Raw genomic sequence first — 16,032 nt, forward strand, 5'->3', positions numbered from 1 at the left:
CCGGCTCTAATCGAGTACGGACCCTAATTCATCACCTTCCACGAGCCGTCGGGCTGGCGGCAGGCGGTGCCGTAGGATTGCTGCTCGCGCCCGCCCACCGAGACCGTCTGCTGATATTCGCGGCAGTACTGGCCGGGCGCCGCCTCGAAGGTGCGGGTCGGGGTGATGGTGCCGTAATGGCCGCTGTCGGGGTTGTTCCACGCGATGGACTGGCCGGAGCGGGCCGATTCGAAGGCCTGGCCGCCGGCGCGGCTGGCATAGGCCTGGTCGGCGCGGTCCAGCGACGAGCCCACCTCGGAGCCGATGAAGGCGCCCAGCAGGGTGCCCACGGCGGTCATTGCCAGCTGCCCCTTGCCCTTGCCGAACTGCGAGCCGGCCAGGGCACCGCCGACGCCGCCCAGCACCGCACCGCCGGTCTGCTTCGAGATCATCCCGCCGCCACCGCCGCCGCCGCTGTTGTAGCCGGGCTGGGCACAGGCCGAAAGCGAAAGGGCCAGAACCGCGGCGATCGCAACCTTCCTCATCTTTACCTCCACTGGACCGGGGCCGCATCGGCCCACGCTCGCGAAGATAAGCCGGAATGGAGGCGGAAGCGGGGCGCGATTATGGCGAAAGCGGGGCGGGGGGCAAAACGCAAACGCCCGCCGTTGCCGGCGGGCGTCATGGTCGGGATATGGGACCCGAGGGCTCTATTCGGCGTGGTCGCCGTCGTCGTGGTACTGGGGCGCCGTCGCGCCGACGCGGGGGTGGGCCAGGGCCACCGCCTTTTCCAGGTCGGCCTCGCTGCACAGGCCCAGGGTGACCGGGTTGCGCGGCTTGATGTTGGCGGCGTTCCAGTGGGTCTTGTCGCGCACCGACTGGATGGTCGGCTTGGTGGTGCCGATCAGCTTGCACAGCTGGGCGTCGGTCAGTTCGGGGTGGTGCTTGAGCAGCCAGGCGATGGCGTCGGGGCGGTCCTGGCGCTTGGACACCGGGGTGTAGCGGGCGCCCTTGGGCTTGGAGCGGGGCTGCGGGTAATCGGTGGCGATGATCTTCAGGCGGCCGTCGGGATCGGCCTCGCAGCGATCGATCTCGTCACGGGTCAGCTGGCCGTTGCCGACCGGATCGAGGCCGACGATGCCGGTCGCCACCTCGCCATCGGCGATCGCCTGCACCTCCAGCGAGTGCAGGCCGCAGAAATCGGCGATCTGCTCGAAGCTGAGGGCAGTGTTCTCGACCAGCCAAACGGCCGTCGCCTTGGGCATGAGCGGCAGTGCCATGAAACCTCCTTGTGGGGTCCGCGCGGGCCGCAACCCTAGGGGCGGCCCGGGACGTCATCTGAAATGCGCGGCTAGTTATATGGGACGACCCCGCCCCGGTCAAACGGTGAGGACGATCTTGCCGATATGGGTATTACTCTCCATCAGCGCATGCGCCTCGGCCGCCCGTTCCAGGGGAAACGTGGCGTGGATCACCGGGCGCACGGTGCCGGCCTCGATCAGCGGCCATACCTGTGCGCGCAGCGCCTTGGCCATCCGCGCCTTGGCCTCGTCCGATTGCGGCCGCAGGGTGGAACCGGTGAGGGTCAGGCGCTTCAGCATCATCGCCATCAGGTTCAGCTCGGCGGTCGAGCCCTTCTGGAAGGCGATGTTGACCAGCCGCCCGTCGGCGGCCAGGGCCTTGAGGTTGCGGGCGATGTAATCGCCGCCGACCATGTCGAGGATGACGTCGACGCCCTTGCCGCCGGTGGCGGCCTTGACCACCTCGACGAAATCCTCGGCGGCGTAGTCGATGGCGCGGTCCGCCCCCAGGCCCCGGCAGGCCTCGCCCTTGGCCGGGCCGTTGGCGGTGGCGAAGACGGTGGCGCCCAGGGCCTTGGCCAGCTGGATGGCGGTGGTGCCGATGCCCGAGGCGCCGCCATGCACCAGGAACCGCTCGCCCGCCTGCAGCCGGCCGCGCTCGAACACGTTGTGCCAGACGGTGAAGAAGGTTTCCGGCAGCGCCGCCGCCTGCACCATGTCGAGGCCGGCGGGAACCGGCAGGCAGTGGCGGGCATCGGCCGCCACGAAATGGGCATAGCCGCCGCCGGCCACCAGGGCGCAGACGGGGTCCCCCACCGCCAAAGAGTCGACTCCCTCCCCAAGCGCGGCGACATGGCCGGCCACCTCCAGCCCGGGCAGGTCCGAGGCGCCGGGCGGCGCCGGATAGGCGCCCTGGCGCTGCAGCACGTCGGGGCGGTTGATGCCCGCCGCCGCCACCCGGATCACCACCTGGCCGGGGGCCGGGGCGGGGACCGGCCGGGTCGCCGGCTTCAGCACATCAGGGCCGCCCGGGGCGGAAATCTCGATGCAGATCATGGTGTCCGGCAGCATGGGCTTGTTCCCCTTCTCCTGTCCGCGGCGGCGCCAATCTGGTACGTTCGTCCCCATATGGCAAGGACGGAGGCGGCGATGGATTGGGACGACCTCGACCCCAAGACGAAGAAGCCGGCGCCCAGGGTGCTGGACACCATGGGCATCGAGGAGCTGGAAGCCTATATCGCCGACCTCGAGGCCGAAATCACCCGCGTCCGCGCCGCCATCGCCGCCAAGCGCAGCGCCCGCGCCGGCGCGGATTCGGTTTTCAGGAAATAGCGCGCCGCCGCAGCACCAGCTTCTCCGCCTCGATCGCCAGGAAGACCGCCAGCCCCGCCAGGGCGATGCGGCCCCAGGCGTCCAGGCCCAGGGGGGCGCTGTCGAACAGCGCCTGCATGGGCGGGGCGTAGGTGAACAACAGCTGCCATGCCACCACCATCGCGATGGAGACCAGTGCCGGGCGGCTGCCCGTCACGGCGTCGCGCGACAGCGCCGGCGAGAGGAACCGGCGGACGCTGAGCAGGTAGACCACCTCGCCCAGCACCATGGTGTTCACCGCCACCGTGCGGGCCACCTCGATGGGGGCGCCGGCCCGGACCTCCCACAGATAGGTCGCCAGCACCGCCGCCAGCAGCAGCACCGACACCAGCGTCACCCGCCAGGCCAGGAAGCCCGACAGCAGCGGCTCGTCGCTGCGCCGGGGCGGGCGGCGCATGACGTCGCGCTCGGCCGCCTCGAAGGACAGGGCCAGGGCCAGGGTCACCGCGGTGATCATGTTGATCCACAGGATCTGCTTGGCGGTGATGGGCAGGGTCAGGCCCAGCACCACGGCGGCCACCATCACCAGCGCCTCGCCGCCGTTGGTGGGCAGGATGAACAGGATGGCCTTCCTGAGATTGTCGTAGACGATGCGCCCCTGCTCGACGGCATGGGCGATGGAGGCGAAATTGTCGTCGGCCAGCACCACCTCGGCCGCCTCCTTGGCCGCCTCGGTGCCGCGCGCCCCCATGGCGACGCCCACATCGGCGCGTTTCAGCGCCGGTGCGTCGTTGACGCCGTCGCCGGTCATGGCCACCACCTGGCCGGCCTGCTGCAGCGACATCACCAGGCGCAGCTTGTGCTCGGGCGAGGTGCGGGCGAACACCGCGGTGGTCTCGGTGACCTCGTGCAGGGCGGCCTCGTCGAGGCCGTCGAGATCGGCGCCGGTTGCGACCTTGCCGCTGTCCAGGCCCAGCTGCCCGGCGATGGCGGCGGCGGTGACGGCGTGGTCGCCGGTGATCATCTTGACGGCGATGCCGGCGGCGCGGCAGCGGTGCACGGCGGCGACGGCCTCGGGGCGCGGCGGGTCGATCAACCCGACCATGCCGAGCAGGGTGAAGCCGCCCTCCAGATCCTCCAGCGCCAGCACCCGTTGGTCGGCCGGCATGGCGGCCAGGGCGATGGCCAGGACGCGCTCGCCGCGGGCGGCCATGGCCTCGGTGGCGGCGTGCCAGCGCGGCAGGTCCAGGACCTCGTCGGCGCCGTCGCGGCGCTGACGGTTGCACAAGGCGAGGATGCGCTCGGGCGCCCCCTTGGCGACGGCGAAGGCATGGCCGTGATGGTCGTGGTTGAGGGTGGCCATCAGGCGGTTCTCGGCCTCGAAGGGAATCAGGTCGAGGCGCGGCATGCGCTTGGCTTCGAGGCCCCAATCCACGTCCAGCTTGCCGGCCAGCGCCAGCAGCGCTCCCTCCATGGGGTCGCCGGCCACCGTCCAGGCGCCGTCCCGCTCGGCCAGGTCGGCATCCGAGCACAGGGCGGCGGCGCGGGACAGTTCGACGGCGTCCGGGCAATCCGCGGGCGCCACCGCGGCGCCGTCCCGCAGCAGGCGGCCGAGGGGCGCGTAGCCCTCGCCTTCGACGGCGTAGACGGCGGCGGCGGTCTCGACCGAGCGCACGGTCATCTCGTTGAGGGTCAGCGTCCCGGTCTTGTCGGTGCAGATGATCCCCACCGAGCCCAGGGTCTCCACCGCCGGCAGCCGCCGGATGATGGCGTTGCGCCGGGCCATGCGCTGCACCCCGATGGCCATGGTGATGGTCATGATCGCCGGCAGGCCCTCGGGGATGGCCGCCACCGCCAGCCCGACCGCGGCCAGGAACATCTCGTCGAGGGCGAAGCCGTGCACCCAGCGGCCGAAGGCGAAGGTGAAGGCCGCCACCACCAGGATCGCCGCGGTGAGCTGGCGGCCGAACTGCGCCATCTGGCGCAGCAGCGGCGTGGTCAGGGTCGCCACCTCGGTCAGCAGCGCGCTGATGCGCCCGATCTCGGTGGCCGCGCCGGTGGCGACCACCATGCCGGCACCGTGGCCGGCGGCGACCAGACAGCCGGAATAGGCCATGGACTGGCGGTCGCCCAGCGGCGCCTCGGCGGCGACCGGGTGGGCGGACTTGTCGGCGGGCAGCGATTCGCCGGTCAGCACCGCCTCCAGGATGCGCAGGCCCTTGGCGTGCAGCAGCCGCAGATCGGCCGGGACCTTGTCGCCGCCCTGCAGCAGGACCACGTCGCCGACCACCAGCTCCTCGGCCGGGACCTCGAGCTTGTGCTCGTCGCGCAGCACCACCGCGGTCGGGGTCAGCATGCCGCGGATGGCCTCCATGGCCCGCTCGGCCTTGCCTTCCTGGATGAAGCCGATGACGGCGTTGATGATCACCACGCCGAAGATCACCCCGGCATCCACCCAATGCCCGAGCATGGCGGTGACCGCGCCGGCGGCCAGCAGGACGTGGATCAGCACGTTGTTGAACTGGGCCAGCAGCATGACCAGCGGCCCGCGCCGGCGTGCCGCCGGCAGGCGGTTGGGGCCGTCGCGCTCGAGCCGCCTGCGCGCTTCCGCGCCGGTCAGGCCGGCATGGCCGCTGTCCAGGCGGGTGTGGACCTCGTCGGTGGACAGGGCATGCCATGCGGGCGGGTTGGGAGCCGAGGAAGCCATGGGAAAACTCCTGCTGGCCGCATCCACCTCCAGGATAGGGCCATGCCCGGCAGGGCTCAAGCCGATCCGGATTGCAGGGCTTCAATATGCGCCATGTGCACTCCATGTTTATTGCGCGGCTGGCGATTTGGTATTAGGTTTTTAGAACCAAAGTATGGTTGGTGGGGCCATGGCGCTCGGTGGATTGTGGCACAGGGCACGGCAGGGCGTCGCGCGGATGCTGGCGCCCGTGGCCGACATGTTCCGGAACGACGACGACGACATCGTTCCGGTGCCGCTGCGGTCGCGCCGGGCGGAACGGGCCGACCGCAGGCGCCTGCGCCGCGCCGGCTATCTCGATCCGTTGCAGTTCATGGAAGTGGTGGCCGGCCTGGGCCGGCGCGAGGCGAAGGAGCGGCTGCACATCTTCTCGCTCTCGGATTTCCGCAAGGCGGCCGGCGCCGAGAAGTGGAACCGCCTGGGCGGCCTGGTCGAGGTCGCCGTCGACCAGATCATCCGCCGCCACATCGATCCCGAAACCGATTTCTACACCCGCCTGGACGCCGAGACCGCGTGCGTGGTGCTGCCGCGGGCCGACCGCAAGGTGGCGCGCACCCGGGTCACCACCATCACCCGCGACATCGCCTCGCATCTGTTCGGCAATTCCGTCCTGGCCGGCCGGCGGCCGCAGGTGGTGGTGGCCAACGTGGCGCTGAGCGAGGTGCTGGGCAACCGGCGCGCCATCCGCACCGCGGTGGCCGCCGCCGCCCCCGCCGCGGCGCCGCCGCCGACCGAACCCGCCGCCGCCCAGGACATCCACCGGGTGACTCTGGCCAAGCTGCTGGGCGAGCCCGAGGCCGCCCCGGCCGCCGCGCCCTACTCGATTTCCGGCGGCCCCCGCCACGGGGGCGACGAGCCGGTGTGGACGGTGATGCACGCCGAGCCGCGCCCCCGCCCGGCCGCCGAGACCATGCCGGCCGAGGCCGAGTGGATCGACGCCGAGCTGACCCAGCGGGCGCTGGCGGCCGAGGTCGGCGGCGCCCATCTGGCGCCCGAGACCAGCCTGACCCTGGTGTGGACTCCGACCTGGGTGACCAGCAGCAGCAGCATCGGTGCCTTCCACGCCCGCGTCATCCGCCTGGACGAGGAGGGCGGCGAGGCGCTGGAGGGGGTCAACGCCTATGCCGACGCGTCGCCGGTCGAGGCGCTGACCCTCGACCGCTTCGTCGCCACCCAGGCGGCGCGCGAGCTGACCGGCATCTTCGTCGGCAGCCGCCGCATCGGCCTGACCGTGCCGGTGCACTGGACCTCGCTGGCGCCGCGCTGGCGCGACTGCATCCGTATCCCGTTCGAGGAATGTCCGGCGACGGCACGCCGGCGTTTCCTCAAGATCGAGGTGTTCGGCCTCAACCCCGACATCTCGCCGGGCATCCTGCACAGCCTGTGCAATCCGCTGGAGGGGCTGGGCTGCGACGTCATGGTGCGCCTGCCGCTGTCGGTGCCCGAGATGATCGGCGCCATGCGCGGGGCGCGTGCGGTGGGCGTCGATCTGGCCGAACTGCCCGAGGAGGACCGGGTCGGCGACGACGAGTTGTTCGCCCGCCTGGAACGTTTCCGCGACGCCGCCCGGCGGGCCCGGGTGCCGTGCTACGTCTGGAGCGTGCGCCGCCGCGCCATGATCGAACGGCTGGTCGATGCCGGCTTCTCGCTGGTCAACGGCGCCGGCGTGATGGGCGACGTCGCCCATCCCATGGTGACGCGGCAGTGACCGCTTCCCCGGCCAAGCCGGAGGACGGGGCGGCTACCGCGGCAGGGTGAAGCAGAAGCGCGAGCCCTGGCCTTCTGCGCCCGATTCGACCCAGATGCGGCCGCCATGGCGTTCGACGATGCGCCGGCAGATGGCTAGGCCGATGCCGGTGCCTTCGAAGCTGCCCGGGGTGTGGAGGCGCTGGAACACCTTGAACAGGCGGTCGAGCTGGTCCGCCGGGATGCCGATGCCGTTGTCCGAGACCGCGAACACCCAGCAATCGGCATCGGCGCGGCACTCCAGCGCGATCTCGGGCGGGCGTTCGCCGGTGCGGAACTTCACCGCGTTGCCGATCAGGTTCTGGAACAGGCGGGTCAGTTCGTCGCGGCTTGCCGTCACCTCCGGCCATTCGCCGGCCAGGGTGACGCGGGCGCCGGCCTCGGCGATGGCCGGCCCCAGGAACAGCAGCGCCTCGTCCACCACCTCGCGGCTGGGAAGCGGCGCCATCGGCTCGCCCATCCGCCCGACCCGGGAATATTCCAAGAGCGAGACCAGCATGCCGTCCATGCGGGCGGCGCCCTCGGTGACGAAGCCCATCATCTCGCGGGTCTCGTCGTCCAGGGCGGCGGCCAGCTTGCGTTCCAGCAGCTGGGTATAGGCGCGCACCATCCGCAGCGGCTGGCGCAGATCGTGGGACACCACGTAGGCGAACTGCTCGAGATCGGTGTTGGAGCGCGCGAGTTCCTCGGATTGCAGGGCGAGGCGGTCGAGCAGCTGGCGTTCGGCCATGCGCGCCATTTCCGCCTCGAGCACGTTGCCGCAGGCGCCCACCAGCGGGCCGAGGTATTCGGCCACCGCCGCGCCATAGCCGCCGGGCCGGTCGAGCAGGGCCAACACCGCCAGGGTGCGGCCGTCGCCGACGATGGGCACCGCCAGGGCCGACCCGGCGCCGCCGCCGGGGGCGTTGTCGATCACCGGCCCGCTGGCGGCCAGCACGGCGGCCACCGCCGTGGCCAAGGCCGGCAGGTGGTGGTCGGCGAGGGCGGCGGTCTCGATCGCCTGGATGCCGCCGCCGGTGCGCCGCGCCGCGGCGCACAGACCGTGCCGGCCTTCCGTCGCCGAAACCCTGGCGACGAAGCCGGAGTCGGACCCGGTCAGCTCGACGGCCTGACGCAGGACCATGCCGTAGCGTTCCTGCGGGTCGGCGCTGGAAATGAACCCGGCCTGCAGCGCATCGATGGCCTTGCGCAGGCGGTTGTCGGCCTCCACCGCCGCCGCCGCCTTGCGCAGGTCGGCGTCGCGGGCGCGCAGCAAATTGATGTTCCGGCTCTGGCGCAGCAGCATGATGGCCAACGCCATCCCGAAGATGCCGAACAGGGCCAGCATGATCAGCATGCCTTGGCGGTGACCGGAGAGGTAGGCGCGCTGAACCGAGGCCTGCTCCATGGAATCCTGGAAATTGGCGTCGGTCAGCTGTTTGATGTCGGCCCGGACGGCGGCAATCGCCTCCAACCGCTGCCGCAGCGCGTCGGGCGTGATTTCCCCGCCCAGGAGGGTGTCGAGGGCGGCCAGTTCGCGTTCGAGCAGGGCGCCCACCGGCAGGCCGTAGAGGCTACGGTTGTCGCGCTGGCGCAAAGCCGCCAGGTCGAGATGGAAGCCCAGGCGCTCCACGCTTTCCGGCCGCGGGTCGGCGACCGCCAGGCGCAGCGCCCACTCCAGGTCGGCGACGTCGTACAGCAGCGCCGAGAAGTCGCGCTCGCGGTGCAGCGACTGAACGGGAAGCGCCTCTTCGACCCGGGCGACGGTGGACAGCACGTGCAGGCTGCCGAACAGCGTCACCGCCGCCACCAGGACGGCGACCAGATGGAATCGGCTGAGCTTGGACCCTGCGTGCATCCGGTCAGGGACTCGCCGGCTCGAGGCTTTCCAGCAGCCACACCCAGCGCAGGCGGTAGATCGTGTCGTGCAGTTCCTTGTCCATGTCGCGCGGATAGATGATGCGCAACGGCCCCTTGTCGCGGACCGCCATGGGCTTGCCATCGCGGCGGGTGGCCACCAGGATCGGCCATCTGGTCCAGTCGCGGCCGGGGATGACCTGCGAGAAGCCGTCGCGGGCGGTCGCCTTCACCGCGGCGGCGTCGCCCAGGCCCGCCCGCTTCAGCACGTCGGCCAGCAGCGGGCCCTCGTAGGTGCCGTCGTCGGCCGGCCAGAACGTCGAGGTGGTGACGCGGTGGAGCGGCAGCGCTTCGAGATCGGCCGGACTGAATACGGTCCGGGCGCCAGTGGCGCCGACCTTGAGGACCGGCTCGCCCGCCTGCAGGCGGGGAAGCTCGACCGGCACCGGCACCGCCGCATTCTGGGCCGGTGCGGGGGGCGCAAGCAGCATCAGGAATGCAACAACCACAAGACGAAACGTCACCGCCGACTCCTACGCCGTTCGGATAGGAGGCCAGCGTACTCCATCGCGCGCGCCCAGAGAAGCATTGTCGCCGCAGGCCAGCCAAGCGGCGCCCTGCATGGGCGCGGACCGGCCATGCGGATTCCGGGCCAACGTCATCTTTCGGATTAAATCGAAGGTATGCTATCTATGGCCGCGAGGGCGGACAGGAGCACCGATGACGGAAAGCCAGAAGATCATTCTGCTGGTCGAAGACAGCGACATCGACGGCACCATCATCCTTGGCCGCCTGTCGAAGTTTCCCGAGCTGACGTGCCATTGGGTTCACAGCCTGGCGGCGTGCCGGGAGATGCTGGCCGTCATTTCCGTCGATGCCATCCTGCTCGACCTCAATCTCGACGACGCCGCCGGCCCCGAACTCATCGAGGCGGTGCGCGGGCTGTGCAACGCCGCGCCGATCGTCATCCTGACCAACACCGACGACGAGCGGACCAGCCTGATGGCGCTGCAGTCGGGCTGCGAGGACTATCTGGTCAAGGTCAAGAGCGACGGCCAGACCATCCGCCGGACGCTGCTCTATTCCATGGAACGCAGCCGCCTCGACCTTGCCCGCCGGACCGCCGAGGAGACCGCGCGCCAGCGCGAGGCGCTGGCCGACCTGATCCTGGAAATCGCACCGGAGGCGATGCTGGTGATCGACCGCGGCGGCCGCGTGGTGCGCGCCAACCAGCATGCCTGCCAGGTGTTCGGATATGCCGCCGACGGCCTGGTCGGGCGTGACCTGGATGCCCTGGTTCCCCAGGATGCGCGCCGGCACCATCACGAGCGGGTCGCCCGCTTCACCGCCGGCCCCGCCGCATCCGGCCTGCGCATCCCCTCCGAGGTGAGGGGGCTGCGCCGCGACGGCCGGGAATTCCCGGCCGAGGTCAACCTGGCCCCGCTGTGGTTCGACGACGAGGCCTATGTGGTCGTCAGCGTGCGCGACCTTACCCTGGCCAAGGCGGCGGAGGCGGCGTCGCGGCTGAACGGCGCCATCTTCGAGCATGCCCGCGAAGGGCTGATGATCACCGATGGCGACGGCGTGGTGCTCAGCGTCAATCCCGCCTTCACGGCCATCACCGGCTTCGAGGCCGACGAGGCCGTCGGCGCCTCGGTCGGCTTCATGAAATCGGGGCGCCACGACCCCGCCTATTACCGCCAGATGTGGCACAGCCTGACCGGCGAGGGACACTGGGCGGGCGAGATCTGGAACATGCGGCGCGACGGCTCGGTGGGGCCGTTCTGGCTCAGCATCTCGGCGGTCCGCAATGCCGATGGCCGCATCTCCAACTACGTCGCCATCTACACCGACATCGCCGACATGAAGCGCCATGAGGAGGCGCTGCACCACATGGCGTACCACGACGCCCTGACCGGCCTGCCCAACCGCTCGCTGCTGGGCGACCGCATGCGCCAGTCCCTGGCCAAGGCGCGCCGCAGCGGCCGCATGCTGGCGGTGGCCTATATCGACCTCGACGGCTTCAAGCCGATCAACGACGCCCAGGGCCACCATGCCGGCGACATGCTGCTGACCGAGGTGGTCGAGACGGCGGCCCTCGAGGACGTCGAGCGCGCCCGCGACGTCCTGCAGGCCTGCCGTGCCATGGGGGTGTCGTCGGCGCTGGACGATTTCGGCACCGGCTATTCGTCGCTGACCTATCTGCGCCACCTGCCCATCGACACCCTCAAGATCGACCGCTCGTTCGTGTGGAACCTGACCGACGACGCCGAGGATCTGACCATCGTCCAGGGCGTCATCGTGCTGGCCAACGGCTTCGGCCGCGAGGTCCTGGCCGAAGGCATCGAGAAGGCCGAGCACGGCGAGATCCTGCTGCGGCTGGGCTGCCAGCTGGGCCAGGGCTACCGCATCGCCCCGCCCATGCCGGCCAACGATTTCCTCGCCTGGCGCGCCGCCTGGCGGCCCGACAACAGCTGGACGGCATAGAGCCCGCGCGTCAAAGGCCGACCCGGACCGCGAGACCGCCCAGCTCGGAGCGGGAAAAGGCGAGGCTGCCGCCGTTGAGATCGACCAGATCGGCGACGATGGCCAGGCCCAGGCCCCAGCCCGGCGCCATCTCGTCCAGGCGGCGGCCGCGCCGCGACGCTTCCTCGGCCTGCTCCGGGGACAGGCCGGGGCCGTCGTCCTCGACGGTCAGCAGCAGGCCGCCATCGCCCGCCCGTCCGCTCACGCGCACCCGCCGGGCCGCCCATTTGGCGGCATTCTCCATCAGGTTCCCGAGGATCTCCTCAAGGTCCTCGCGCTGGCCGCGAAAGGCCAGGTCCTCGGGAATGTCGATGTCGAAGGCCAGGTCGCGCTCGGCGAAGATGCGGCCGAGGGCGGCGGCCAGGCCTGCGACCACCGCGCGCAGGGGAACCGCCATTCCCAGCACGCGCCCCGCCCCGGCCACCGCTGCGGCGCGGCCCAGGTGGTGGTCGATGAGGCGGCGCATGGTGCGCACCTGGGCCTTCAGCACCTTGCGGTCGGCCGCTCCCTCGGCCTCGGCCGCCAGGATCGCCAGCGGCGTCTTCAGACCGTGCGCCAGGTTGCCGACATGGGTGCGCGCCCGTTCGATGAGGACGGCGTCGGATTCGAGAACGGCATTCATGGCCTCGGCCAACGGCATCACCTCGCGCGGGTAGCGCCCGTCCAGCCGCGCGCGGGCGCCATCGCGCACCGATCCCAGATCCTGCGCCATGCGGCGCAGCGGCTTGAGGCCGAAGCGCACCTGGATCAGCACCGCCATCGCCAGTCCCAGGCCCAGCAGCCCCAGCGACGACGCCAGCAGCAGGTTGAAGTGGCGCACGCCGTCGTTCACCTCGCCCAGGTCGCCGGCGACCAGGGCATGGATGCGGCCGTCGATGCCGGGCAGCTCGAAGTCGCGCTCGGCCACCAGCAAGGCTTCGCCGGCCGGGCCGGGCGCCTGGCGGATATGCAGGCCGTTGCCGCTGTCGCTGCCGGGGATGACGGCATCCCACAGCGACCGCGAGCGCAAGGGCTCCTGGCCGGGCGGGACGACCTGCCAGTACCAGCCGGAATAGACCTGGCCGAAGCGGGGATCGCCGTGCGGGCGGACCAGCCCTATTGTCCCTTCCGGCGATGCCTCGATCACCGCCATCAGGCCGAGCAGCATGGCGTCGAGGCGCTGGCTGAACTCGCGCTCCACCGTCTGGCGGAAGGCGAAGGCCAGGCCGAAGCCGCCGACCGCCAGCATCACCGCCAGCCAGACCATGGCACCGGCCACCAGCCGGAACGACAGCGACGGCGATCGCGGGCCGGTCCGGGCCATCACCCTGCCTCCGGACCGGCCAGGCGGTAGCCCTGGCCGCGGATGGTCTCGATGCGTTCGGGACCGATCTTGCGCCGCAACCGGCCGATCAGCACCTCGAGGGAGTTGGAATCGGGGTCGAACAGGCGGTCGTAGACGTGCTCCATCAGTTCGGTGCGGCTCACCACCTTGCCGGGATGGTGCATCAGATAGGCCAGGATGCGGAATTCCTGGGCCGTCAGCTGGACCGGCACCCCGTCCAGGCCGACCCGGCCGGAATTGGTGTCCAGGCGCAACGGGCCGCAGGCCAGCTCGGGCTGGGCATGGCCCGAGGCCCGCCGGATCAGCGCCCGCAGGCGGTAGAGCACCTCCTCCATCTCGAAGGGCTTGGTCAGGTAGTCGTCGGCGCCGGCGTTGAAACCGGCCATCTTGTCCGACCACCGGCTGCGCGCGGTCAGGATCAGCACCGGCATGGTATGCCCGGCCTCGCGCCAGCGCCCGAGAACGCTGACCCCGTCCAGCTTCGGCAGGCCGAGGTCGAGGACGACGGCGTCGTAGGGCTCGGTGTCGCCCAGGTGCCAGCCGTCCTCGCCGTCATAGGCGACGTCGACGGCGAAGCCGCCCGATTCGAGCAGCCGCTGCAGTTGGAAGGCGAGGGCCGGTTCATCCTCGACGATCAGCACCCTCATCGGTGTCTGCCCCGGCTGGAGGATTTCAGCAGCTCGCCGGTGGCGGCGTCGTAATAGAGCTTCACCACCTGGCCGTTGGCGCCGAGCAGCTTGAGTTCATAGACCAGGGCGCCGTGCTCGTCCTCCAGCTCGGCCTCGATCAGGCGGCCGGGATGGGTCTGCCCGGCGCGGGCCAGGATGTCAGCCAGCGGCAGGATGCGCCCCTCCTCGAGGGCGCGGCGGGCGCGGTCGTGGTCGCCGTCCGCCCGGGCGGGCGAGGCGAGCACGAGAACGGCGAGGAGGATTGCGGCGATCTTCATGTCCTGACCGTAGGCGTCCGAAACTGAACCGGAGATGAACGGGCCGCTCAGCCCACGTTCAGGTTGGCGGCGTTAGGGTATCCGGCATCGGCACCCAAGGAGGGACGCTATGCTCGGAAAGATGATCGTTCAAGGCCTGTTCGCGGCGGCATTGGTGGGATCGGCCGCCGCACTCTATGCCCAGGCCGCGGATACCCCTTCGGCGCCGCTTGCCCTGGCCTCGGCCGTCGGTCTCGACCGCGACCACGACCACGATGACGACCACGATGACGATTAAGGAGACCGCCATGTCGCCCAGACTGCAATCTGGCCTGCTCAAGCTGTGGCATGCCTGGATGGCCGGGGCCTTCCTGGTCGCCTACGCGACCGCCGACGACGACACCTATGCCATGCACCTGTTCGCCGGCTACGCGGTCCTGGCGGCGGTGGCCGCCCGCCTGCTGGCCGGGCTGGCGGTACGGAGCGGCCCGCTGGCCCTGACGCGGCCCAGCCTGAGCAGCCTGCTCGCCCTGCGGGCCGGGCGCCGGGGGCGTCATCCCCTGCTGGCCTGGTTCGCCGCCGCGCTGCTTGCCGCCATCGGCCTTGCCGCGGTGACCGGTGCCCTCGCCGACGGCGCCACCTGGATGGAAGACCCGCACGAGGCGGTGTCGGAGCTGTCGCTGTGGGTGATTTTTGGCCACGTCGCCTTCGTCGTCTTCCTTTACGGCGGCAAGCGCCTGCTGGCCCGTGCGGTGGCCGCCGCCGCCCTGCTTGCCCTGCTGCCCTCGCCGGGCTTCGCCGCCGATGCCCGGCGCGACGCCATCCTGGCCGACTACGCCGCCGGGGCGCGCAAGGTCGACGCCGCCTTCGCCGGCTTCGATGCCGGCCGCGGCGAGACGCTGTTCCGTACCCGCTGGGCCAAGGGCGACGAGCGCACCCCCTCCTGCACCGCCTGCCATACCGACGATCCCCGCAATCCCGGCCGCAACGCCAAGACCGGGCGCGCCATCGACCCGGTGGCGGTGTCGGCCAATCCCAAGCGCTTCACCGATCCGGGCGAGGTGGAAAAGCAGTTCGGCCGCGACTGCAAGAACGTGCTGGGACGCGACTGCACCGCCCTCGAAAAGGGCGACTACATCACCTTCATGGCGGGGCGCTGACATGCGCGGCGTGCTTCTCGCCCTGGCGCTGCTGGCCGCTCCCGTCGCCGCCGCCGCCGACGACCGGGTGCCCCCGGTCAAAGATGCCCTGGTGCTCAAGGAATGCGGGGAATGCCACATGGCCTTCCAGCCGGCCTTCCTGCCGGCGCGGTCGTGGCAGCGGATGATGGACACCTTGGCCGATCATTTCGGCGAGGATGCCAGTCTTCCCGCCGACAAGGCCGCCGCCATCCGCGCCACCCTGACCGCCAATGCCGGCGATGCCCAGAACCGGGGGCTGGCCCGCAAGTACATGCGCGGAATCGATCCGGCCGGAGCGCCGCAGCGCATCACCGCCAACCCGGCGTTCGAACGCGAGCACCGCTTTCCCGACCGGGTGTGGCAGGACCCCAAGGTGGTGACCCGCTCCAACTGCCCGGCCTGCCACCGCGGCGCCGAGCAGGGCTGGTACGAGGATGATTGAGCGGCATCCGGTCAGAAGACGGCGAAGGCGTCGCCGACATTGGCCAGGGCGAGGACGCCCATGACGGCGAAGATCAGGGCGGCCGCGCCGTGCACCAGCTTCAGCGGCACTCTGGTCGCCGCCACCTCGCCCAGCAGCACCGCCGGCACGTTGGCCAGCATCATGCCCAGGGTCGTGCCGGCGGTGACCAGGACCAGGTCGTTGAAGCGGGCCGACAGGGCGATGGTCGCCACCTGGGTCTTGTCGCCGATCTCGACCAGGAAGAAGGCCACCAGCGTCGCCAGGAACGGCCCGAAGCGCGAGCCGCAGGCGGCATCCTCGTCGGCCTTGTCGGGGACAAGCATCCATCCGGCCATGGCCAGGAACGACAGGCCCAGGATCCAGCGCAACAGCTCGCCGCCCAGCCATTGCGCGATCAGCACGCCCACCCAGGCCGCCAGGGCATGATTGGCCACCGTCGCCACCAGGATGCCGAGGATGACCGGCACCGGCCTGCGGAAGCGGGCGGCCAGGCACAGCGCCAGCAGCTGGGTCTTGTCGCCGATCTCGGCGACGGCGACCACAGCGGTCGAGACGAGCAGTGAATCCATGGAGCGGGGGGTCCGAAGAGATGGTGGGCGATGTAGGGATTGAACCTACGACCCCACCCGTGTGAAGGGTGTGCTCTACCGCTGAGCTAATCGCCCATCTCTCGAAGAGGCGGCTTTATAAGGCG

Annotated in this window: 16 protein-coding genes and 1 tRNA gene; 6 read left to right on the forward strand and 11 right to left on the reverse strand. The window is 70.8% G+C overall.

Features of this window, described 5'->3' with window-relative positions; genetic code table 11:
* Nucleotides 1-23: 23 nt before the first annotated feature.
* The 3 genes from MTBUT4_RS15535 to MTBUT4_RS15545 form a co-directional block, all read right to left on the reverse strand.
* Nucleotides 24-524 (reverse strand): RT0821/Lpp0805 family surface protein, encoded by a 501-nt coding sequence (locus MTBUT4_RS15535; protein WP_173980608.1) that lies wholly within the window; start codon nucleotides 522-524, stop codon nucleotides 24-26.
* Between the two features lie 165 nt (nucleotides 525-689).
* A complete protein-coding gene (locus tag MTBUT4_RS15540) occupies nucleotides 690-1,259 on the reverse strand; it encodes a DUF1013 domain-containing protein (protein ID WP_173980609.1) in 570 nt (189 codons plus the stop codon).
* A gap of 99 nt (nucleotides 1,260-1,358) precedes the next feature.
* Nucleotides 1,359-2,351 carry an NAD(P)H-quinone oxidoreductase gene (locus tag MTBUT4_RS15545; protein WP_173980610.1) on the reverse strand — a complete coding sequence of 331 codons (993 nt, stop codon included), beginning with the start codon at nucleotides 2,349-2,351 and terminating at the stop codon, nucleotides 1,359-1,361.
* 78 nt (nucleotides 2,352-2,429) lie between these two features.
* Here MTBUT4_RS15545 and MTBUT4_RS15550 point away from each other — a divergent pair, with 78 nt between their 5' ends.
* Entirely contained in the window at nucleotides 2,430-2,612 is a 183-nt protein-coding gene (locus MTBUT4_RS15550; RefSeq protein ID WP_173980611.1) for a DUF1192 domain-containing protein, read from the forward strand.
* On the opposite strand, the gene MTBUT4_RS15555 is transcribed toward MTBUT4_RS15550, so the two are convergent.
* Nucleotides 2,602-5,298 (reverse strand): HAD-IC family P-type ATPase, encoded by a 2,697-nt coding sequence (locus MTBUT4_RS15555; RefSeq protein ID WP_173980612.1) that lies wholly within the window; start codon nucleotides 5,296-5,298, stop codon nucleotides 2,602-2,604. The two genes, MTBUT4_RS15550 and MTBUT4_RS15555, sit on opposite strands and share 11 nt — an antisense overlap.
* Before the next feature lie 217 nt (nucleotides 5,299-5,515).
* Between MTBUT4_RS15555 and MTBUT4_RS15560 the strand changes: the two genes are divergently transcribed.
* Nucleotides 5,516-7,045 carry a hypothetical protein gene (locus MTBUT4_RS15560; RefSeq protein ID WP_173980613.1) on the forward strand — a complete coding sequence of 510 codons (1,530 nt, stop codon included), beginning with the start codon at nucleotides 5,516-5,518 and terminating at the stop codon, nucleotides 7,043-7,045.
* Nucleotides 7,046-7,078: 33 nt separating this feature from the next.
* Here the strand turns inward: MTBUT4_RS15560 and MTBUT4_RS15565 are convergent, their stop codons facing one another.
* Together MTBUT4_RS15565 and MTBUT4_RS15570 are read right to left on the reverse strand one after the other, a co-directional pair.
* Complete coding sequence (locus MTBUT4_RS15565; protein ID WP_173980614.1) at nucleotides 7,079-8,920, reverse strand: ATP-binding protein; 1,842 nt, start codon at nucleotides 8,918-8,920, stop codon at nucleotides 7,079-7,081.
* Nucleotides 8,921-8,924: 4 nt separating this feature from the next.
* Nucleotides 8,925-9,443 (reverse strand): molybdopterin-dependent oxidoreductase, encoded by a 519-nt coding sequence (locus MTBUT4_RS15570; RefSeq protein ID WP_173980615.1) that lies wholly within the window; start codon nucleotides 9,441-9,443, stop codon nucleotides 8,925-8,927.
* Between the two features lie 196 nt (nucleotides 9,444-9,639).
* Between MTBUT4_RS15570 and MTBUT4_RS15575 the strand changes: the two genes are divergently transcribed.
* The gene (locus tag MTBUT4_RS15575; RefSeq protein WP_173980616.1) at nucleotides 9,640-11,406 is read left to right on the forward strand and encodes a PAS domain S-box protein; all 1,767 of its coding nucleotides are present in this window, start codon (nucleotides 9,640-9,642) and stop codon (nucleotides 11,404-11,406) included.
* A 10-nt stretch (nucleotides 11,407-11,416) separates the two neighbouring features.
* Here the strand turns inward: MTBUT4_RS15575 and MTBUT4_RS15580 are convergent, their stop codons facing one another.
* The 3 genes from MTBUT4_RS15580 to MTBUT4_RS15590 are packed head-to-tail and all read right to left on the reverse strand — an operon-like array spanning nucleotide 11,417 to nucleotide 13,715.
* Nucleotides 11,417-12,748, reverse strand: a complete 1,332-nt coding sequence (locus MTBUT4_RS15580; RefSeq protein WP_173980617.1) for a sensor histidine kinase — start codon at nucleotides 12,746-12,748, stop codon at nucleotides 11,417-11,419.
* Nucleotides 12,748-13,416 (reverse strand): response regulator transcription factor, encoded by a 669-nt coding sequence (locus tag MTBUT4_RS15585; RefSeq protein ID WP_173980618.1) that lies wholly within the window; start codon nucleotides 13,414-13,416, stop codon nucleotides 12,748-12,750. The genes MTBUT4_RS15580 and MTBUT4_RS15585 overlap by 1 nt, the downstream gene beginning before the upstream one ends.
* The gene (locus MTBUT4_RS15590; RefSeq protein ID WP_173980619.1) at nucleotides 13,413-13,715 is read right to left on the reverse strand and encodes a PepSY domain-containing protein; all 303 of its coding nucleotides are present in this window, start codon (nucleotides 13,713-13,715) and stop codon (nucleotides 13,413-13,415) included. The genes MTBUT4_RS15585 and MTBUT4_RS15590 overlap by 4 nt, the downstream gene beginning before the upstream one ends.
* 109 nt (nucleotides 13,716-13,824) lie before the next feature.
* Between MTBUT4_RS15590 and MTBUT4_RS15595 the strand changes: the two genes are divergently transcribed.
* The 3 genes from MTBUT4_RS15595 to MTBUT4_RS15605 are packed head-to-tail and all read left to right on the forward strand — an operon-like array spanning nucleotide 13,825 to nucleotide 15,317.
* Complete coding sequence (locus MTBUT4_RS15595; RefSeq protein WP_173980620.1) at nucleotides 13,825-13,992, forward strand: hypothetical protein; 168 nt, start codon at nucleotides 13,825-13,827, stop codon at nucleotides 13,990-13,992.
* Between the two features lie 10 nt (nucleotides 13,993-14,002).
* Entirely contained in the window at nucleotides 14,003-14,854 is an 852-nt protein-coding gene (locus tag MTBUT4_RS15600) for a DUF1924 domain-containing protein (protein WP_173980621.1), read from the forward strand.
* A gap of 1 nt (nucleotide 14,855) precedes the next feature.
* Nucleotides 14,856-15,317 carry a diheme cytochrome c gene (locus tag MTBUT4_RS15605; protein ID WP_173980622.1) on the forward strand — a complete coding sequence of 154 codons (462 nt, stop codon included), beginning with the start codon at nucleotides 14,856-14,858 and terminating at the stop codon, nucleotides 15,315-15,317.
* Nucleotides 15,318-15,328: 11 nt separating this feature from the next.
* Here MTBUT4_RS15605 and MTBUT4_RS15610 read toward each other — a convergent pair whose 3' ends face one another.
* Complete coding sequence (locus MTBUT4_RS15610) at nucleotides 15,329-15,907, reverse strand: TMEM165/GDT1 family protein (RefSeq protein ID WP_173980623.1); 579 nt, start codon at nucleotides 15,905-15,907, stop codon at nucleotides 15,329-15,331.
* Nucleotides 15,908-15,928: 21 nt separating this feature from the next.
* Nucleotides 15,929-16,003: transfer RNA gene (locus MTBUT4_RS15615), tRNA-Val, on the reverse strand.
* Nucleotides 16,004-16,032 lie beyond the last annotated feature (29 nt).

Source organism: Magnetospirillum sp. UT-4 (assembly GCF_902729435.1).
In the GTDB taxonomy this organism is placed as follows: domain Bacteria; phylum Pseudomonadota; class Alphaproteobacteria; order Rhodospirillales; family Magnetospirillaceae; genus Magnetospirillum.